17 protein-coding genes are annotated in these 19379 nt (G+C 39.6%); 6 read left to right on the forward strand and 11 right to left on the reverse strand.

Features of this window, described 5'->3' with window-relative positions; genetic code table 11:
- Positions 1 to 313 precede the first annotated feature (313 nt).
- The 8 genes from ACOKFG_RS06930 to ACOKFG_RS06965 form a co-directional block, all read right to left on the reverse strand.
- Positions 314 to 1261, reverse strand: a complete 948-nt coding sequence (locus ACOKFG_RS06930) for a nitrilase family protein (RefSeq protein WP_299488368.1) — start codon at positions 1259 to 1261, stop codon at positions 314 to 316.
- A 71-nt stretch (positions 1262 to 1332) separates the two neighbouring features.
- Positions 1333 to 2127: a helix-turn-helix domain-containing protein gene (locus ACOKFG_RS06935; protein ID WP_422862100.1), complete on the reverse strand. Its 795-nt coding sequence runs from the start codon at positions 2125 to 2127 to the stop codon at positions 1333 to 1335.
- A gap of 109 nt (positions 2128 to 2236) precedes the next feature.
- Positions 2237 to 3061, reverse strand: coding sequence for a thymidylate synthase (locus ACOKFG_RS06940; RefSeq protein WP_299488360.1), 825 nt, complete (start codon positions 3059 to 3061; stop codon positions 2237 to 2239).
- A gap of 134 nt (positions 3062 to 3195) precedes the next feature.
- Positions 3196 to 3555, reverse strand: coding sequence for a four helix bundle protein (locus tag ACOKFG_RS06945; RefSeq protein WP_298794296.1), 360 nt, complete (start codon positions 3553 to 3555; stop codon positions 3196 to 3198).
- Positions 3556 to 3637: 82 nt separating this feature from the next.
- Entirely contained in the window at positions 3638 to 5101 is a 1464-nt protein-coding gene (locus ACOKFG_RS06950) for a nucleoside transporter C-terminal domain-containing protein (RefSeq protein WP_298794298.1), read from the reverse strand.
- A 9-nt stretch (positions 5102 to 5110) separates the two neighbouring features.
- The gene (locus ACOKFG_RS06955; RefSeq protein ID WP_298794300.1) at positions 5111 to 5743 is read right to left on the reverse strand and encodes a bifunctional nuclease family protein; all 633 of its coding nucleotides are present in this window, start codon (positions 5741 to 5743) and stop codon (positions 5111 to 5113) included.
- 90 nt (positions 5744 to 5833) lie between these two features.
- Positions 5834 to 6802, reverse strand: a complete 969-nt coding sequence (locus tag ACOKFG_RS06960; RefSeq protein WP_298794302.1) for an electron transfer flavoprotein subunit alpha/FixB family protein — start codon at positions 6800 to 6802, stop codon at positions 5834 to 5836.
- 20 nt (positions 6803 to 6822) lie between these two features.
- Positions 6823 to 7569: an electron transfer flavoprotein subunit beta/FixA family protein gene (locus ACOKFG_RS06965; protein WP_298794304.1), complete on the reverse strand. Its 747-nt coding sequence runs from the start codon at positions 7567 to 7569 to the stop codon at positions 6823 to 6825.
- Positions 7570 to 7741: 172 nt separating this feature from the next.
- Here ACOKFG_RS06965 and ACOKFG_RS06970 point away from each other — a divergent pair, with 172 nt between their 5' ends.
- The 4 genes from ACOKFG_RS06970 (at position 7742) to ACOKFG_RS06985 (ending at position 14450) form a co-directional block, all read left to right on the forward strand.
- Positions 7742 to 8719, forward strand: coding sequence for a pyruvate dehydrogenase complex E1 component subunit beta (locus tag ACOKFG_RS06970; protein WP_298794306.1), 978 nt, complete (start codon positions 7742 to 7744; stop codon positions 8717 to 8719).
- Between the two features lie 156 nt (positions 8720 to 8875).
- Positions 8876 to 11374, forward strand: a complete 2499-nt coding sequence (locus tag ACOKFG_RS06975) for a DUF5686 family protein (protein WP_298794308.1) — start codon at positions 8876 to 8878, stop codon at positions 11372 to 11374.
- Between the two features lie 76 nt (positions 11375 to 11450).
- Positions 11451 to 11975 (forward strand): inorganic diphosphatase, encoded by a 525-nt coding sequence (locus ACOKFG_RS06980; protein WP_298794310.1) that lies wholly within the window; start codon positions 11451 to 11453, stop codon positions 11973 to 11975.
- Positions 11976 to 12089: 114 nt separating this feature from the next.
- Positions 12090 to 14450, forward strand: coding sequence for a sodium-translocating pyrophosphatase (locus ACOKFG_RS06985; protein ID WP_298794312.1), 2361 nt, complete (start codon positions 12090 to 12092; stop codon positions 14448 to 14450).
- Between the two features lie 163 nt (positions 14451 to 14613).
- On the opposite strand, the gene ACOKFG_RS06990 is transcribed toward ACOKFG_RS06985, so the two are convergent.
- Positions 14614 to 15315 (reverse strand): energy transducer TonB, encoded by a 702-nt coding sequence (locus ACOKFG_RS06990; RefSeq protein WP_298794313.1) that lies wholly within the window; start codon positions 15313 to 15315, stop codon positions 14614 to 14616.
- 290 nt (positions 15316 to 15605) lie between these two features.
- Here ACOKFG_RS06990 and ACOKFG_RS06995 point away from each other — a divergent pair, with 290 nt between their 5' ends.
- Entirely contained in the window at positions 15606 to 16562 is a 957-nt protein-coding gene (locus ACOKFG_RS06995) for an alpha/beta hydrolase-fold protein (RefSeq protein ID WP_422862101.1), read from the forward strand.
- 59 nt (positions 16563 to 16621) lie between these two features.
- On the forward strand, positions 16622 to 17815 hold the full coding sequence (locus tag ACOKFG_RS07000; RefSeq protein ID WP_298794317.1) for a glycoside hydrolase family 5 protein: 1194 nt from the start codon (positions 16622 to 16624) through the stop codon (positions 17813 to 17815).
- Between the two features lie 104 nt (positions 17816 to 17919).
- Here the strand turns inward: ACOKFG_RS07000 and ACOKFG_RS07005 are convergent, their stop codons facing one another.
- Both ACOKFG_RS07005 and ACOKFG_RS07010 read right to left on the reverse strand, forming a co-directional pair.
- A complete protein-coding gene (locus tag ACOKFG_RS07005) occupies positions 17920 to 18834 on the reverse strand; it encodes a hypothetical protein (protein WP_422862102.1) in 915 nt (304 codons plus the stop codon).
- Positions 18835 to 18848: 14 nt separating this feature from the next.
- Positions 18849 to 19322 carry a hypothetical protein gene (locus tag ACOKFG_RS07010; RefSeq protein ID WP_298794321.1) on the reverse strand — a complete coding sequence of 158 codons (474 nt, stop codon included), beginning with the start codon at positions 19320 to 19322 and terminating at the stop codon, positions 18849 to 18851.
- Between the last annotated feature and the right edge of the window lie 57 nt (positions 19323 to 19379).

Consider the following 19379-nt stretch of genomic DNA (forward strand, 5'->3'; position numbering starts at 1 on the left):
CAATTAGTAGAGAATTATCTTTGGATTCGATTGGGAAGGGTTAAGGGTAGAAGGAGAAAACCCGGTGAGCAAAGAACAACTAGAAAATTTAGCAGAACTTATTGAAGAAGGTTATAGCACCCCAACCGAAATGGCCAATGTTCTGGATTTGGGGGTGGAAATGTTGTTTTAATTAGAGGAAGGTGCCTTTTCTCAAATGGAAATACAGCAGGTGGTCACGGCAATCAGAGATATCACTAGGTTTTTGAGGAACAAAGGATATGTTTTAGATGGCCGTTAAAACTAGATACCCAATCGTTGTTAAAACAGAAAACTATTTTTCATTGATCCAAGTGGGTTTAAAGTTTGAAGTATGTTCTTTACCAATTATATCTCTATATAAGTCTGGTCTTCGGGCATTCATATATCGGAACCCGCCGGCAAGCGGAATTTTATTCTTAGTGACTTTAGCTATTGTGATTTCATCTTCAAACGATTTTATTTCAGTGAGAACCTCTCCGTATGGGTCCAAAATCATCGAATTTCCATTTTTCAGGTGTTCGCCATCGTATCCGATTGGATTGGTAAATGCATAATACACACCATTGTCATATGCCCTTGCAGGCAACCAACGCATCAACCATCCTCGTCCTTTGGGACCTTCAAATTCTAATCTCAGCGAAACCGGATCTGTTTCTCTGTTTTTCCAAAATTTGTCATCTACATAACCTCTTCCCGGCATTGCCGATGGAGTGCAGCCTGTCACATGGGGGGCAAAAATTAATTCTGCTCCCAATATTGCAGTTGCCCTTACATTTTCTATAACATTGTTGTCATAGCAAATTAATATTCCACATTTCCAACCCTTTAGATTGAATACTTCATACTTATTGCCTGCTGACATGTGCCTATTTATAAAGGGATGCAGTTTTCTAAATTTAGCCACTACTTCTCCTAGACTCACACAAACATAAGTGTTAAATACCGCCTTATTTTCTTTTTCTACCAAACCGGCCAAGATGGCAATATCGTTTTCTTTTGAAATTCTAATGAGTGCTTGAATGCTTTCCCCAGCAGGAACTGACTCGGCTAGATTGACAATTTCGTCATAACTTAAATCTTTTGTAAAAGTGTAACCTGTAATTGACATTTCATGAAAACTAATCACATCAGCTCCTCTACTTTTTGCTTTTCTTGTTAAATTCTCGATTACCGCTAGGTTGTAAGCCTTATCTCCATCTTTAGGTTGAAATTGGGCTACTGCTATATTTAGTTCATCCATGATATAAGTGATAAAAGATAAAACTATCAATCCTTAAGGGATAAAAATTGTACAAACCCGACATGGATGTGCTATATCTCAAAGAGATTTACAGCAAGACGTGATGTTTTCAGATATTCTGTGGGAGCAATGCCGACTATTTTTCTGAATTCCCTTATTAAATGTGCTTGGTCATAGTAACCGGCGTCAAGACTTAATTTGGTCAATGAAGAGAAATTACCTTCATTTCTTAATTGTCTTAAAAAGGAATGGAATCTAATGTTGCCAATGAATTTCTTTGGTGAGATACCGATTTGTTCTAAAAACAATCTCTGGATCTTTCTCTCGGTGATTCCGGTTTTAGCACAAAGCTTTTTTACTGACAACCTGCCCTTTTCATTATTAATTATGCCAATGGCATTTTCAAGACCAGCCATGGTATGTTGCTGACCTTTTGCTTTTTCGGTAAAATAAGAATTCAAATAATTGACCATAATGCTCGAATCGGAGCATGCTTGTAGACGTTCTTTGAGCTCCAAAATTTCATTGCCATAAATTAAACTGGAATTTTCAAAGCTATTTATGTACTTACTTCCTGGAATACCGGTTAATTCATAAAAACCGGATGGCTGGAACAATACAATCAAAACGGAAACAACTCCTTTGAATTGAAATTCTTGATTCTCCGACAACTGTCCCAAAATAAACGTTTCCGGCAATTCTATCTTTGAATTTAGTAAAATTAGTTCACTATTTTTTAAAATAAAAACCAAGCCATGGTGACCATTTGCAAAATGCCGATACTTTTTCAGGTTACTAGATGTGATATTAAATAAAAGATAGTGTTTGATATATTTTGAAAGACATTTGGATGGTGCGTATTGCATGAGATAACGAATCGTTATGTTAAAACTATCTAATCAAGTGCTAGTTCGTTTTCCATTTTTAGAGGAATTAGAAACTACACTGGCCAGCATAAAATACGCAATCTTGTGATTACACGGCAACAACCCCTTTAATGTGGGGGTGTGGGTCGTAGTTTAACAACTCAAAATCATCAAAAGTGAAGTCAAAAATGTTTTGTACGCTGGGGTTTAACCGCATGGTGGGCAATGGGCGAGGGTTACGACTCAGTTGCAGCTCCACCTGTTCCATATGGTTGTCGTAAATATGGGCATCACCAAAGGTGTGTATAAAATCCCCGGGCTGATAGCCGCACACCTGGGCCATCATCATCGTAAACAGGGCGTAGGAGGCAATGTTAAAGGGCACACCTAAAAATATGTCAGCACTACGTTGGTAGAGCTGGCAAGAGAGTTTACCATCGGCCACATAAAACTGGAAAAAGGCATGGCACGGGGGTAAGGCCGCCTTTCCGTTGGCCACATTCTCACCAAAAGACACGGAAGTGTCTGGCAGTACACTGGGGTTCCAGGCAGAAACCAACATTCTTCGACTATTGGGGTTGTTTTTTAAAGTTTCGATCACTTCTTTTATCTGATCGATCTCCTCACTGTTCCAATTGCGCCATTGGTGTCCGTACACTGGCCCCAAATCTCCATTTTCATCAGCCCATTCGTTCCAAATACGGACGCCGTTCTCCTGCAAGTAGCCTACATTGGTATCACCTTTTAAAAACCACAGCAGTTCATGCACAATGGATTTTAAGTGTAATTTTTTGGTGGTCACCATGGGAAATCCTTCGGAAAGATCAAAGCGCATCTGGTAGCCAAAGACACTTTTTGTTCCAGTTCCGGTACGATCGCCCTTTTGGTTTCCGTGTTCCAATACGTGTTTTAGTAAGTCGTGGTATTGTTTCATAGTGGGGTTAAAGATAATAGGTAAAGGGGGAAAGGTAAAAGGTGAAGGGTTGTGATTTATTAGATTTTATTAACGAAATGGAGGTGAAGGGTTTTTGGGTGGAGGGTTAAAGATTAAAGGTTAAGGGTAAAAGTTTAATGGTTTTGTTTGTTATACTTTATAAGTGCAGTGATTCGTTTTTGCAGCCGTTGAATTTTTTGAAGTAGTGGGACGGATTGCTCGGTGGAAATGAATTTCAAATCTTGACATAAAATGATATGCGTTTCAAGCTCAAATGCTGAACCTAAGCTAATCTGTAAAAAACGAACAAAATCCTTTTGCGAAAACTTACTAGAGCCTTCCGCAATATTAGCCGGAATGGAAACAACACATCTGTTGATTTGTGAAACTAGTCCGTACTTTTCGGTTTCAGGTAGTTTGGAGGTGACATAGTAAACTTCCTTTACTAATTTTCTGGCCTCTTTCCAGATTTCCAACTCTCGAAAATTTCTCATGGTATACACCTTTTAAAATCTCGAGGTTGATTTTATAAGTTTATTTCGGAGGTTAAACTTTAACCTTCCTCCTTTTACCCTATTATCCTAAAATCATCCCGGCAATAGTAGCTGAAAGTAGTGAAGCTAAAGATCCACCTAAAACGGCCTTCATGCCGAATTCAGATAAAGTTTTACGTTGTCCTGGCGCCAAAGAACCGATACCGCCGATTTGGATTCCGATAGAAGCAAAATTTGCAAATCCACAGAGCATGTAGGTAGCCATAATCACGGATTTATTATAGGTGAAATGAAGACTGTTGCCCATGTTTTTGAGTTCGGCAAGCTGAATATAGCCGATAAACTCGCTAGCGGCCAGTTTAATACCTAAAAGTTGCCCCATTAGCATTACATCGTCACCAGAAACGCCGATCAACCACATCAAAGGAGCGAAGACGGTTCCAAGAATCGATTCAAGGGAAAAACTATCATATGGAGAATTTATAGCAATCCATTCATTGAAAGTTGTGACATCGCCAACCCAACCCAAAATTCCATTAATCATTGCAATAAAGGCAACAAAAACCAAAAGCATGGCCCCTACGTTCATTGCCAATTTGAGTCCTTCAGTGGTTCCGTTGGCAATGGCATCCAAAATATTGGAGCCAATTTTTTCTGTGGATACTTTTACGTCAGTATTTACTTTTTCGGTTTGGGGGTACAAAATTTTAGAAATCACGATGGCTCCCGGAGCGGCCATCACGGATGCGGCCAACAAATGTTTTGCAAAAACTAAACGCAATGCAGGGTCATCTCCTCCCAAAAACCCAATATAGGCAGCCAAAACAGCTCCGGCCACGGTGGCCATTCCCCCAATCATCACCAAAAGGATTTCCGATTTGTTCATCTTTTCCAAATAGGCCTTTATTAGAAGAGGTGCTTCGGTCTGCCCCAAAAAGATGTTTCCCGCAATGGAAAGACTTTCTGCTCCTGAAATGCCTAAAGATTTAGTCAATAGCCAAGCCAGGGCTCTTACCACTTTTTGAATCACTCCCATATAGAAGAGCACGGATGTCAAAGCAGAAAAGAAAATAATAGTGGGCAATACCTGAAAAGCAAAAATGAATCCAAAGGTATCCATGTCAACGACTAGGCCTTCAAATAAAAATTTACTCCCAGCTCGTGTGAAATCCAGGATGCTGACAAAGACCTGTCCAATTTTTTCAAACACCAATTTTATAAAAGGAACCTTAAGTACTCCAATGGCAATTAGTAGCTGCAGCGAAAGTCCTATTCCAACCGTCCTCCAATTAATGGCTCTTCGGTTTGAGCTGAAAAGAAAGGATATTAATATCAATACTGCCATACCCAAGGCCCCGCGCCAAAGACTGTTTATGGAGAATCCTTGATTTGGAATCAACTCAGGTGTTTGTTGAGGTGCTATGTCATCAATGACCGAGGTTTCAACAGCAAGATTTAGCGAATCCGTTGGAAGTGCGTTCTGACCAAAAGTGACTGCACAAGTAAATAATAAAAGTATGAGTAAACTTCTGGTTTTGTTCGGCATGTAGTTGGTTTATTTACGCTTGGAGATTTCGTCCCGTAGTTTGGCAGCCTTTTCGTAGTCTTCGTTGGCAACTGCTTTGTCCAATTCTTTATGGAGTTCTTCCAAAGTCATTTCTCGATACCCTTGCGACGAGGCTCCTGACTCAATTTCCACGGTTTCCCCTTCTTGAAGAATTTCATCCACTACAATACTATCATCGTCTTCATTTTCCTCATCCTCTTTGTTGGAAAACTTTAAGAAGATACCTGCTTTGTCCAAGATAGTTTTGTACGTAAAAATAGGTGCGTTGAAACGCAACGCCAATGCAATGGCGTCACTGGTTCTTGCATCGATAATTTCTTCCGCTTTATCCCGCTCGCAGATAATGCTGGAATAGAAAACACCATCAACCAATTTATGGATGATGACCTGCTTGACCACAATCTCGAACCTGTCCGAAAAGTTTTTGAACAAGTCGTGGGTAAGTGGCCTTGGTGGTTTTATCTCTTTTTCAAGTGCAATGGCTATGGATTGTGCCTCAAAGGCACCTATTACAATGGGAAGTTTTCTGTCTCCTTCAACTTCATTCAAAATAAGGGCGTAGGCACCATTTTGTGTCTGGCTGTATGAAATCCCCTTTATTTTTAACCGTACTAAACTCATAAGTTCTTCCTAAAACGCAAAAAAGCTGTTCAAATAAGTGGCGATACCAGTTATCTGAACAGCCCCTTGCAAAGGGCAAATTAACAAAATTTAAGCGTTTTGGGCTTTAAATTCTTTTAATTTTTCGATGAGTTTTGGGACCACTTCAAAGGCATCTCCAACGATTCCATAATCCGCAGCCTTAAAGAAGGGAGCTTCTGGGTCATTATTGATCACTACTTTGGTTTTTGAGGAACTTACCCCAGCCAAATGTTGTATAGCTCCCGAAATACCGATTGCAATGTAAAGGTTACTTGCAACGGGCTTTCCGGTCTGTCCAACGTGCTCACCATGTGGGCGCCATCCCAAATCGGAAACGGGCTTGGAACAAGCGGTGGCCGCTCCTAAAATATCGGCCAATTCCTCGACCATACCCCAATTTTCTGGGCCTTTAAGGCCACGACCTCCGGAAACTACGATATCTGCATCGGCAATAGTTGCCTTTCCAACTACTTTGTCGACTTCTACTGATTTTACAGCAAAATCGGCATCGGAAAGTGAAGGACTAAAATCCTCAACAGAAGCTGAACCTCCATTTTCATGGATTCCATAGGCATTATTCGATACTCCAACAATTTTAATATCTGAGCTGATTTCGGTATAGGCAAAGCCTTTGTTACTAAAAGCGGTTCTCTTTACAGTAAATGGAGAGGTACCTTCTGGCGCTGCCACTACATTGGGAACATAACCCGCACCCAACTTGGCCGCTAAAATTGGTGCCAAAAATTTGGTGTCGGCACTTGAACTTACAATAATGACTTTTGCATCTTCAGCCTGGGCGGCTTGGGTCAAAACGTTAGCATACGCTTTGGCGTTAAATGTGTCCAATTGGTTATTGGAGACTTTCAGTACTTTGGATACTCCATAATTGCCCAAAGAGGCATCATCCTCGGCATTAATGGTAACAGCGGTTACACTTCCACCAACTTCCTGGGCAACTTTGTGCGCATAGGAAGCCACTTCCAAAGCATTCTTTTTAAATTTTCCTTTATCTGATTCGGTATAGACTAATACTGACATAATTTTGTGGATTCTAGTTCTTAAATCACTTTAGCTTCATTGTGCAATAGCTCGACCAATTCCCCAACATTTTCTGCATCTACCAATTTAACAGGTCCTTTAGCTGCGGGCTTTTCAAACTTTTGATCTTGGGTATGTTTTGAGGCATCAACAGGCTCAACTACATTGAGCACCTTTTTTCTAGCCATCATAATACCCCTCATATTTGGGATACGAAGGTCACTTTCCTCGACCAGTCCTTTTTGTCCCCCAACTACCAGGGGTAGCGTGGTGCTTATTGTTTCTTTACCACCATCTATCTCACGGGTGGCCGTCGCTTTATCTCCTTCAATTTCAAGACCGATGCAGGTATTTACAAAATTCATGTCTAGCAGAGTAGCTAGAATACCTGGTACCATTCCACCATTATAGTCGATGGATTCTCTTCCTGCAATAACAAGGTCATATCCTCCACTTTTTATGATTTCCGTTAGCTGTGAAGCAACAAAGAAACCATCGGTAGGTTCTGCATTGATTCGAATGGCTTCATCCGCACCAATGGCCAGAGCCTTGCGAATAGTGGGCTCAGTTTGTGGACCTCCAACGGTGGCAACGTGAACAGAAGCCCCTTGCTTTTCCTTAAACCACATAGCACGGGTAAGTCCGAACTCATCGTTGGGATTAATAACAAATTGAACACCATTTGTATCAAACTTGGTGTCCCCTTCCGTAAAATTGATTTTGGAAGTGGTATCGGGTACGTTGCTGATGCAAACTAAAATCTTCATAGTCTCTTTGAATTTAACGGCGCTAAGATAGCCATAAATATTCGATATTTATTATGCATGCATAATAAAATTTCATACTTTTTTTAAATTATACCTCAGGGTTATTCTTTTAGATTTTGCTATTTTTGCGTGCATTTTTATGTACACGAACGAAACTTTTTAGTACTACTTAATGAAAACACTACAATTCAGGGAAGCCATCAAAGAGGCCATGAGCGAAGAGATGCGCAGGGACGATACCATTTATTTAATGGGTGAAGAGGTTGCCGAATACAATGGCGCTTATAAAGCCTCAAAAGGGATGTTGGATGAATTTGGACCTGAAAGGGTTTTGGATACGCCAATTTCTGAATTGGGATTTTCCGGTATCGGCGTTGGGTCTGCTATGATTGGTAACAGACCTATTATAGAGTTCATGACGTTTAACTTTTCATTGGTAGGAATCGATCAAATTATAAATAACGCTGCCAAAATTAGACAGATGTCAGGTGGGCAATTTGCCTGTCCTATTGTGTTCAGAGGACCAACTGCTTCGGCAGGTCAATTGGCTGCAACACACTCTCAGGCGTTTGAAAGCTGGTACGCTAACTGCCCAGGGTTAAAGGTTGTGGTTCCTTCGAACCCTGCAGATGCAAAAGGATTGTTGAAATCAGCAATTCGTGATGATGACCCGGTCATTTTTATGGAATCAGAGCAGATGTATGGCGATAAAGGCGAAGTGCCTGAAGGCGAGTACACCATTCCAATAGGCGTTGCTGAAATTAAAAGAGAAGGTACCGATGTAACGATTGTTTCTTTCGGGAAAATCATTAAAGAGGCCTATATAGCTGCTGACGAATTGGAGAAAGAAGGCATTAGTTGTGAAATCATTGATTTACGTACGGTTAGACCAATGGACCATGATGCTATTTTGAATTCAGTAAAGAAAACAAACCGAATGGTTATTTTGGAAGAAGCATGGCCCTTTGGAAATGTTGCTACTGAAATTATTTACCATGTTCAGGACAAAGCATTTGATTATTTGGATGCGCCAATAGTGAAAATAAACACTGCAGATACGCCAGCTCCTTATTCTCCGGTACTTTTGGCGGAATGGTTGCCGAATTCCAAAGATGTTGTCAAAGCTGTTAAGAAAGTGTTATATAAGTAGTCAACTTATAATTGTAAGGTATATTAGCCTCGTCAACAAAAGTTGGTGAGGCTTTTTTAAGGAACAGTTTTTGATAAGAAATTACTTTTAAATCGAACAGACCATTACACTATTGAAATTCTTACCAAGAATTTTTAAAGTGGCACATATCAAAAAATGAAGAAATTCCTTTTAGTTTTTTCCCTGACGTTATTCAGTGTTTTAGCTTTTTCCCAGACCAAAGTAGGAGGTATAGTTGTGGACGACCTTGGTTCACCTGTTGCCTTTGCAAACATTGTTTTTAAAGATTCATCAGAAGGAACCATAACCAATGATAATGGGCGGTTCTATATAGAATCTGATAACACCTACAGTACTATTCTTGTTTCTTTTATCGGATATGAAACCAAAGAGATTCAGTTGGAACAAAAGGTGAACTTTAATATGGAGATTGTGTTGGTCGAATCCACCGAACAACTAAAAGAAGTGATCGTATACACAGGAAAACAATCCAAGAAGAACAATCCGGCTATAGATATTTTAAAGAAGATATGGGCTAAAAAACGAGAAAACGGTGTTCGAAAGTTTAAACAATACCAGTACGATAAGTACGAAAAAGTTGAATTTGACCTAAATACTATAGACAGTGCTCTTATAAAGAGCAAGATGTTCAAGGGACTGGAATTTATGTTTGAGGATTTGGACACTTCCAGAATAACAGGGAAAACCTATTTGCCCATGTTTTTGAACGAAAGCTTCTCCAAAGTTTATGGTGATAATGTGCTAAATGAGGAAAAGGAAGATGTGCTAGGGAATAAAAATTCCGGTTTTAGTGGAAACCAAGCGATTACGGCCTTTGTTGAAGACCTGTATTCCGATTACGATATTTATGAAAACTACCTTAAGTTTTTTGACAAAAGCTTTACCAGTCCGTTATCAAAAACAGGTGTGGATACCTATAATTATGTCCTTTCCGATAGTACATTTATCGACAATAAATGGTGTTACAATATCATCTACTACCCAAGGCGGAAGAATGAATTGACTTTTAAAGGAGATTTTTGGGTGAATGATTCCACCTACGCCATCAAAAAAATCAATCTGCAGGTTACCAAAAGCGCCAACATCAACTGGGTAAAGGAAATTTACATTGAGCAGGATTTTGATGTGGTCAATGATTCCATTTTTCTCTTGCAGCGAGATTACATGCTCAGTGATTTTAGTTTTTCCAAAAAAGAAAAGTCACGAGGAGTCTATGGCAAAAGAACAACGGTTTATGATAACTATCAATTTGATACAAACCGTCCGGAAGAATTTTACAAGGCCGAATCAGACCCATATGACCCAAGAGTGTTTGCAAGAGACAGCACGTTTTGGAAAAATGCACGATTGGAAAAACTCAATGAGGATGAATCTGGTATATTCAAACTGTTGGATACCTTAAAAACAGTGCCCAAATTCAGGACGTATTATGATATTGTGAGCATCTTAGGCTCTGGTTACATAGAAATAGACAAATGGAACATAGATATCGGTAACATTTATAGTGTTCTCGGCTTTAACGATGCAGAGGGAACCAGGGTTCGGCTTGGGGCTAGAACCTATTTTGGACAGAATGATACTTGGCGCCTTGAAGGCTATATGGCGTACGGATTTACGGATAAAAAAGCGAAGCACGGACTTTCTGGTAAATTCTTATTAGATAGAAAGAGCAGGCTTATACTCTCAGGAGGAAATCGAAGAGATGTGGAGCAATTGGGACTCAGTTTGACTAGTACAAATGATGTGCTGGGAAGAAGTATTGCCTCCTCTTCTTTAGTGACAGTTGGGGCAAACGATCGGTTGACCAATATCAATTTGTCCACTTTTAATTTAGAGGTGGAACCGGTGAAAAATTTCAGGGTCCGGTTGGGAAGTTCATTTCGAACGTTGAGTTCTGCGCTGCCGAATGCCTTTAGTTTGGATTATGTGGACCCTGATTCGCCTACTGGGATTTCCTCAGAGGTAAAACAATTCGACATAAATACCACCTTAATATATACTCCAGGCAAAAGAACAATTGGTTATGGCGTGGAACGTGCCAATATCAATGACGATCACAGCACCCTATTATTAAATTACACCAAGGGAATCAGTGGATTTTTAGAAAGTGATTTTGACTACGAAAGACTACAGTTCTCGTATCGTCAACCCTGGCAAATTGGTGGTTTTGGACGTTTAACAAGCAGCATTGAACTGGGTAAGACCTTTGGAGAAGTACCATTGAGCCTATTGAGTGTTGTACCTGGTAATCAGACACTTTTTTCCTTATATAATGTTTTTCCAAATCTTGATTTTTACGAGTTTGTGACCGATACCTATGCCGCAGTGCATTTGGAACATAATTTTAATGGTCGATTATTCTCGAGAATCCCAATCCTAAGAAATTGGAACCTTAGAGAAATTGTTGGTCTTAGAGGGGCATGGGGGCAACTTTCAGATGAAAACAAAGCTTTGAGCGCGCCTACCAATATTCCGTTGATAGCGCCGGAAGACCAGATTTACTGGGAATATTCCTTTGGAATAGGAAACATATTCAAGATATTCCGGATTGACTTCAATTTTAGGGGGAACTACCTAGACAATCCAGATGCCCGCGCATTTGGTGTCACGGGTACCTTCGGATTTAATTTTTAATTAACAGAAAGGTCGAGATTTGTTGACCTTATTCCCATAAGGAGCACTATTTTTGCAAAAAATCTAAAACCTCATAATGTCAAAGAAAGAAGTAACCTTCGATGTGCTGATTGAAATTCCAAAAGGAAGTAGAAATAAATATGAATATGATTTTACCCTAAATAAAATTCGATTCGATAGAACCTTGTTCTCGTCGATGATGTATCCTGGGGATTATGGGTTTGTACCTGAAACTCTTGCTTTGGATAAAGATCCCTTGGATGTATTGGTTTTAGGAACAGAGCCAACCTACCCGATGGTGGTAATGGAGGTGAAACCTATTGGAGTTTTCCATATGACGGATGAAAAAGGGCCGGATGAAAAAATAATCTGTGTACCTGTGAGTGACCCCGTTTGGAACAAGAAGGAAGATATAACCGATATCAATCCACATAGAAAAAAGGAAATAGAACACTTTTTTGCGGTTTACAAAGATCTGGAAGAGAAGAAGGTTGATACCGGTGGATGGGGAGACGTTAATGAGGCCATAGAAATCTATCATCAATGCGTGAACCGCTACGATGAAAGTGAGCACAAAAAGAAAAGAACTTTTACCATTTAAGATAAAACCAAATAAAGATTTATGCGCTTTTGACAATCAAAAGCGCATTTTTTTTATTAGTCCGTATTTTACTACTTTAGCATCCGTTAAAAAAAATATAAATAATCAAATAAAATGGAACTGATCGTAAACTATTTACCGGTATTTGGTGTTTTGGCACTTGTCTTCGTATTTATTAAGAATATGTGGGTTGGAAAGCAAGATGAAGGAGATGCAAAAATGGCAAGAATTGCTAAAAATATTGCAGATGGCGCTATGTCTTTCTTAAAGGCCGAGTATAAAATTCTATCAATTTTTGTAATTGCCGTTGCTGCATTGCTTTATTTCAAAGGCAGTAGTGAGACTGGCTCCAACGGTATGGTGGCCATATCCTTTATTGTAGGTGCAATTTGTTCTGCATTAGCAGGATTTATTGGAATGCGTGTTGCTACAAAAGCAAACGTAAGAACTACTCAAGCGGCTAAAACGTCTTTAGGAAAAGCTCTTGAAGTTGCTTTTGCGGGCGGTGCCGTAATGGGCTTGGGTGTTGTGGGCCTAGGTGTATTAGGTCTAAGCGGATTGTTTATGGTCTATCAAAATATGTGGCCTGGAGCTGATAATCTTGGTTTAGTATTAAATGTATTATCTGGATTCTCACTAGGTGCATCATCTATTGCGCTTTTTGCCCGTGTTGGTGGTGGTATCTATACAAAAGCTGCCGATGTTGGAGCGGATTTAGTAGGTAAGGTTGAAGCAGGTATTCCCGAAGATCACCCATTAAACCCTGCTACAATTGCGGATAACGTTGGAGACAATGTTGGAGATGTTGCAGGTATGGGAGCTGACCTTTTTGAATCATACGTAGGTTCAATTATCGGTACAATGGTTTTGGGTGCATTTATTATTACTCCCGATTTTGCTGGCTTAGGTGCGGTTTACCTTCCATTGGTATTAGCTGCGGTAGGTATAATAATGTCAATTATTGGCACCTTCTTTGTAAGAGTTAAGGATGGTGGAAATCCACAAACAGCTTTAAATATTGGTGAATTTGGATCAGCTGGTTTAATGGTAGTTGCTTCTTATTTCATTATTAATGCTCTAATTCCTGAGACAGTCGATGGATTGCCTTTTGGAGCTATGGGTATTTTTTGGGCAACCTTGGCCGGTCTTGTTGCTGGTTTGGGTGTTGGTAAGATTACAGAGTACTATACAGGTACAGGTACAAAACCAGTAAATTCTATTGTAAAACAATCAGAAACTGGTGCCGCTACAAATATTATTGCAGGTTTAGGTGTTGGTATGATGTCAACAATGATTCCTATTCTTTTAATTGCTGCTGCGATTTTGGTTTCACACCATTTTGCTGGTCTTTACGGTATTGCAATCGCTGCAGTTGGAATGTTGGCAAATACAGGAATCCAACTAGCAGTTGATGCTTATGGACCTATTTCTGATAACGCTGGTGGTATTGCTGAAATGGCCGAACTAGATCCAGAAGTTCGTGAGCGTACGGATAAATTGGATGCTGTTGGTAATACTACTGCTGCAATTGGTAAAGGTTTTGCTATCGCTTCTGCTGCTTTAACAGCCTTAGCGTTATTTTCTGCTTTTATGAAAGTCGCAAACGTTACTTCTATTGACGTTTCTAAACCAACGGTAATGGCAGGACTCCTTGTAGGTGCAATGCTACCTTTTGTATTCTCTGCACTTTCTATGAATGCAGTAGGTCGTGCCGCAATGGCAATGATTGAAGAAGTACGTCGTCAATTTAGAGATATTCCGCAATTGAAAGCGGCCTTGGAGGTAATGAAAGCTGTGGATACAGATATGTCTAAAGCGACTCCAGAGCAGCGTGCTACTTTTGATGCTGCCGATGGTTATGCCGAATATGACAAATGTGTTGACATTTCTACAAAGGCCTCTATTAAAGAAATGGTATTGCCAGGTCTGTTGGCAATTGCAGTTCCTGTTGCAGTAGGATTTATTGGCGGAGCCGAAATGTTGGGCGGTTTATTGGCAGGTGTTACTTCAGCAGGTGTTTTAATGGCAATCTTCCAATCTAATGCAGGTGGTGCTTGGGACAATGCAAAGAAAATGATAGAGTCTGATGGTCGTAAAGGAACAGATGCTCATAAAGCTGCTGTTGTTGGTGATACCGTTGGTGATCCATTTAAAGATACTTCAGGTCCATCGTTGAACATTTTGTTGAAATTGATGTCAGTTGTGGCATTGGTTATTGCTCCAAGTATTGCAATAAGTGCAGATAAAATGATGGCATATAACGAAACTAACGTTGCCACAGAAGTTGTTGAAAGACAAATGGAGCAGCATATTAATGTTGAAATGAGCAATACCGAAGATGGTGCTTTCAAAGCTGTTGTAATGACTACTTCAGAAGTTGATGGAGAAATTACAGAGGAAGCAAAAGAATTCACTGCCACTACTAAAGAAGAAGTAGAAAAGTTGGTAAATGAATATAAAGAAACGAAGGAATAAATTCGTTGCTTTTTAAGATACGAAAGGGCCGCACTTTAGTGCGGCCCTTTTTTGTGATGTCCATTTGAATATTGGACACCACTGACGGTCACCATGAACACGATCAACCTGTAAATCATTTCCACGCCTCATTGCCGACAACCTGATTGGTTCATTATGACGCCTATTGCAGTTTAAAAGTTATTGGAATAGAAAAAGGAACTTTAACCGGAGTGCCTCGTTGCTTTCCAGGGGTCATTTTGGGGAGTTTGGAGATGATTCTGGCTGCTTCTCCTTCTAATATTTTATGCGGTCCACGCATTCGAACTTCCCCAATACTCCCATCTTTTTGAATGGTGAACTGTGTGAAGACTTTTCCCTGTAAATTCATATCAACAGCATTTTCTGGATATTTAAAGTTTTTACGGATATGTTTTTGCATCATTTCCTGAAAACAAGCTCTTTTATCTTCTTCATTTTCACAGCCGGGAAAAACCGGGACATCTTGGATAAGAACCCAAGGGACAGTTACTGTTTCTTCAACTTTCTCAAAAGTGATATCCTCAATATCCGCAATCTCGGTATTCTGATCAGGTTCGTTCGATTCAATTACGGTTTCAACAATATCTTCATCATCAGGAGCAATTTCGATTACTGGCGGAGTTTGAATTTTTGGTGGAGGAGGTGGTGGCGTATGAAATGTTATTGGTACTACTTCATCTAGACTATCCGGAGTATTTAAGTTCTGGACGAACTCAGGAGTTTCATAAAACGTCTTCCATTCAATGGCGACGTATGCAAATAGTAAAATAGCAGTCAATCCTATTAAAAAATATAAGGTGCTGTTCTTTTTCAGTTCCAATTTTGGATTTTTCTTTAATTCCATGTTTTCAAAATTTGTGAAGCCTGAGCTTCGAGTTAGAAATAATGGGCGCTAACCATAATCTAAAACTAGGTTCAAAATCGAGCAAGAACAATCGGGAATGAGGGAACTGGTCATTTGGCTGAGTAAAAAGCACAAAGCTTTTAATAGTTCAGCCAGAAACGGGGAAATGCAGCCAAAAGAATTGAAAATAATTGAGGCAACAAGATGTAAATATGTAGCAATGGTTACATTCAGACGATTTAGGAAAGCTTTAATTGTATATTTCCATCCATCTAAATCATACTCCGATTATGGATACATTGACTTTTTTGCAAAAAATGGGCAAGAGTTTTTTGTTCTTTGCGTTTTTCAGCATGATTGTATTTTCCTGTACACAGGATGATTCTATTGAAGGGGAAAGTAACCTTCCAAATGGAACCATTGACTTGCCAGAGCGAACAAATGCTGATTGTGAGGGAGAAGCATTCATCCAAAGAAAGGATGCCGTTGTTTTCCCATTGGACCCAAGTCTTTTTGGGTTGGATAATTTTGTGGTGAACGGTGCCTTGGAAACGCATCAGGAAATAACCTCATCCATTACTGGGATTACCTATAGATACCACGTGTACCTCCCACCTGAGTATGAATTGGAACCGGAAAGAAGTTTTCCAGTGCTGTATTGGTTGGATGCTCAATTTTGGGGTATACCCAATGCAATGCAACCTATTAAAGTGGTGGATTTTGATGAACTTCCGGTTATTGTTGTAGGAGTTGAAGAGGGTCCTGCCGGGCGCAGGGCGGTCGATTATATATTTCCAGGGATAAGCACTTATAACCGTTTTTTTACGGAAGAGTTTATTCCTACGGTGGAGTCAAAATATCGAGTTTTGTCAGAAGATCGTACCATACAAGGGGGGTCTGCCTCTGGCCTGGCTTCATTGGCAATGATGTTAAGTGATCAAGAGAATCCACCTATATTTAAAAACCATCTTGCGTTCGACCCTTTCATTCAGAGTACCTCAAGTTTACAGAACTTACTCAATGACAGGCTGAACACGGGTGTTCCTTTGAATAAAACATTAGTGATAACAAGTATGAAAAGCGGATTTTCATCATCTGTGGACCCCTATGCGGAGGATTTAGCTACAAGGAATATATCTTGTCTAAATATAATTCATAGTAGCTATCAAGGGGATCATTTTGCTAGTACAAGATCCAGTACTGGCGATGCACTTAGGGACATTTATAGTGAGTATTACGAGCAATAATATAATATTCCGTAAAAATTATTAGATTGAAATATTGGTTTACTTAAAACCTCAATGAAATGAAATTGAAAAGAATCATCACGAATCTATGGTTTTCAATACTTGCAAGTACCTGCATTTTAATGTTTTCTTGTTCAGAAGAAGCACAGGTAAGTAATGAGCCTGATACGGAAGGGCAAGAATCCGAAGAACAGGAAGTGCAGATACCCAGTCTAAATCCGCAACAAGCACAATCAGGTGTTATAAGGGATATTACCTCAGCAACTCTGGTTGAAGAAATGGGCATTGGATGGAATCTTGGCAATAGCATGGATGTAGAGGATAGGGACAAAACTTTTTGGGGCAATCCATTGCCTACAAAAGAAATGATAGATGCTATAGCCGAAAGGGGGTTTGGTACTTTGAGGGTTCCTGTTACCTGGGGTTATCATCAAGGACTTGCACCTGATTACACTATGGAAACAGAATTTTTAGATCAAATACAAGAAATTGTTGATTACGCTCTTGCCAATGGCATGCATACCATCATAAACGTACATCATGATGACCCATGGATGATTCCCACTTACGACATGGCTGATGAGGTAGGCACGCGATTGGGAAGTTTATGGAGTCAAGTTGCACTTAGATTTAAATCGTACGGCGATTATCTCATTTTTGAGACCATGAATGAGCCTAGGCATGAGGGTAGCGCTCAAGAATGGCTTGGTGGTACAGCGGAGGGTAGGGATGTAGTAAATCAATACCATAAAATATCATTGGATGCCATCCGGGCCACTGGTGGCAACAACGAAAAAAGGCATGTTATGATAGCGCCATATTCAGCGGCCCCTTATGATGTTACCATGGATGCATTGGTAATACCCAACAGTGACACTAACATCATTGTTTCCATTCACCAATATTTTCCATTTGAATTTACGCATGAAACACCAAATGGCACCTTTAATTGGGGTAGTCAACAGGACAGAACTGATTTGCGTAATGCAATTGATTTTATAGCTGATAAATGGGTTGTTCAAGAAAAAAGACCTGTGGTTTTAGGAGAATGGGGAACGGTTGACAAGAATAATGCCGCAGCCAGAAGAAATCATGCCGAGGCTTTTGTCGAATTTGCCAAAGACAGAGGAATGTTGCCCATTTGGTGGGATAACGGATTAGGAGATGAATTTGGAGTCTTTGACAGAAATAATATCTCATGGTCAAGACATGACGAATTGGTAGATGTTATTCTGAACACTTGGTATAAATAGTATTTCCCGTCATTTTGTAACCCCTGATATATTTGGACAGCAAGGAATTTTGCCAAATATCTTTAGGAGGGTAATGAATTATAAGAAAAATTAAATGGTTAGGGTTATTCTTTCTTGAATTGAAGCATCCAATCGTATATAGAAACATCAAAAGGATTGTAAATAACATCACTGGAAAAAGCATCCGAATAGGTTCGTGACCAAGCATCATGCCCGGTGTTTCTAAACACAGTAACTCTGGCTTTTACATTAGGATTTTTGTTATTTATAAATTGTACCAGCGGAACTGATCCATAATTTTGAAAAGCCAATACGGTATTATCACTATCTCCGTGAAAAGCCCAAATTGGGATGTCGGTCAGATTGTCAATAATCCTTTCCTCACCTCGCGCACTTATGGGAACAATTGCTGCTGCATAATTATCAAGGCCTCTTTCTCCTATATAATACCACGTGCCGCCACCACCTAAACTTAAACCAGTCAAGTAAATTCTACTTGTATTTACCTGATAGTTATCAATGATGTATTTTATGAAATCATGTATCTGCTGATGTGGCCAATAGGCTGTTTTTAACCTAGGAGAAACGACAATAAAAGGATAGGAAGGATTCCATTTGTTTTTCTTTATCAGCCCGGGAGGGGTGGTTCCTATAAGCACTTCATGAAGTTCATCCTCATCAGATCCAGTATAACCACTTGGATCCCATCCATGTAAGAAAATCAACAACGGATATTCCGGACCGTCTTCCGTATAACCACTAGGAGTATAAACATGATGACCAAATACCGCTTCGTTAGCGCCCAAGGGATACGCCATATGGACACCTCCGGTATCTTCCGGTAGATCTTTTAAATCAGAAGTATCTATATTAATTGTGGTAGGTTCAGATTGCGAAGATTCATTTGGATTTTCACCATTTTCCTCAAACAGCTCCATATTAGGCCTGTCAGATTCCGAACAAGAATATCCTAGAATAACAGTCAAAAATATCCAAAAGTACTTTTTACCTAACCACATTCTAACTACGAAATTTATATTTTAGATAACCTGATCGTGCCTGTATGACTACCATCACAATCCGTTCCAGTAAAGCTCACGTTAAATGCATTTTCATTGGTTAACTTTCCATTTCCCGTAAAGGTTCCAGTGCAGTTTGGAATAATATCATCCCAACGAAAGCTACTTAGATCATTTTCGTCTATGCTAAAACTTATGGTGCCATCATTTGCTCCACTGTTACAGCAACTTACAAAATTTCCACTAATAAAAAATTCGCCATCAAAATTACCCGAAGAAGTTTCTACAATACTAGCAGAGATTGGAAGGTTTGTGAATGTTGCGGATGGGGTTGTGGAATTCCAAAGTCCAGTATAATTTCCCGCTTGTAAACTGAAAATTTTGGCACTCTCCTCCTTTGGACTATCCGAGTCGTCACTTTTGTTACATCCAACAAAGAATAATGTCAAAAAGCTGGCAACTACTGTTTTTTTAATCAAATGTTTCATTTTAACTGTAATATGATTTTTGTTCATGTCAAATTTGACCAATAATCAAAGAGCAGT

The organism is Flagellimonas rhodophyticola (assembly GCF_049332665.1).
Lineage (GTDB): Bacteria > Bacteroidota > Bacteroidia > Flavobacteriales > Flavobacteriaceae > Flagellimonas.

Bases quoted from the DNA above. Each gene is read 5' to 3' on its own strand.
- ACOKFG_RS06980 (WP_298794310.1), top strand. From the start codon at position 11,451: ATGTCAAAGAAAGAAGTAACCTTCGATGTGCTGATTGAAATTCCAAAA.
- ACOKFG_RS07000 (WP_298794317.1), top strand. From the start codon at position 16,622: ATGAAATTGAAAAGAATCATCACGAATCTATGGTTTTCAATACTTGCA.
- ACOKFG_RS06970 (WP_298794306.1), top strand. From the start codon at position 7,742: ATGAAAACACTACAATTCAGGGAAGCCATCAAAGAGGCCATGAGCGAA.
- ACOKFG_RS06995 (WP_422862101.1), top strand. From the start codon at position 15,606: ATGGATACATTGACTTTTTTGCAAAAAATGGGCAAGAGTTTTTTGTTC.
- ACOKFG_RS06950 (WP_298794298.1), bottom strand. From the start codon at position 5,101: ATGCCGAACAAAACCAGAAGTTTACTCATACTTTTATTATTTACTTGT.
- ACOKFG_RS06960 (WP_298794302.1), bottom strand. From the start codon at position 6,802: ATGTCAGTATTAGTCTATACCGAATCAGATAAAGGAAAATTTAAAAAG.
- ACOKFG_RS06940 (WP_299488360.1), bottom strand. From the start codon at position 3,061: ATGAAACAATACCACGACTTACTAAAACACGTATTGGAACACGGAAAC.
- ACOKFG_RS06990 (WP_298794313.1), bottom strand. From the start codon at position 15,315: ATGGAATTAAAGAAAAATCCAAAATTGGAACTGAAAAAGAACAGCACC.
- ACOKFG_RS06965 (WP_298794304.1), bottom strand. From the start codon at position 7,569: ATGAAGATTTTAGTTTGCATCAGCAACGTACCCGATACCACTTCCAAA.
- ACOKFG_RS06955 (WP_298794300.1), bottom strand. From the start codon at position 5,743: ATGAGTTTAGTACGGTTAAAAATAAAGGGGATTTCATACAGCCAGACA.
- ACOKFG_RS06935 (WP_422862100.1), bottom strand. From the start codon at position 2,127: ATGCAATACGCACCATCCAAATGTCTTTCAAAATATATCAAACACTAT.
- ACOKFG_RS06975 (WP_298794308.1), top strand. From the start codon at position 8,876: ATGAAGAAATTCCTTTTAGTTTTTTCCCTGACGTTATTCAGTGTTTTA.
- ACOKFG_RS06930 (WP_299488368.1), bottom strand. From the start codon at position 1,261: ATGGATGAACTAAATATAGCAGTAGCCCAATTTCAACCTAAAGATGGA.
- ACOKFG_RS07005 (WP_422862102.1), bottom strand. From the start codon at position 18,834: ATGTGGTTAGGTAAAAAGTACTTTTGGATATTTTTGACTGTTATTCTA.
- ACOKFG_RS06985 (WP_298794312.1), top strand. From the start codon at position 12,090: ATGGAACTGATCGTAAACTATTTACCGGTATTTGGTGTTTTGGCACTT.
- ACOKFG_RS06945 (WP_298794296.1), bottom strand. From the start codon at position 3,555: ATGAGAAATTTTCGAGAGTTGGAAATCTGGAAAGAGGCCAGAAAATTA.
- ACOKFG_RS07010 (WP_298794321.1), bottom strand. From the start codon at position 19,322: ATGAAACATTTGATTAAAAAAACAGTAGTTGCCAGCTTTTTGACATTA.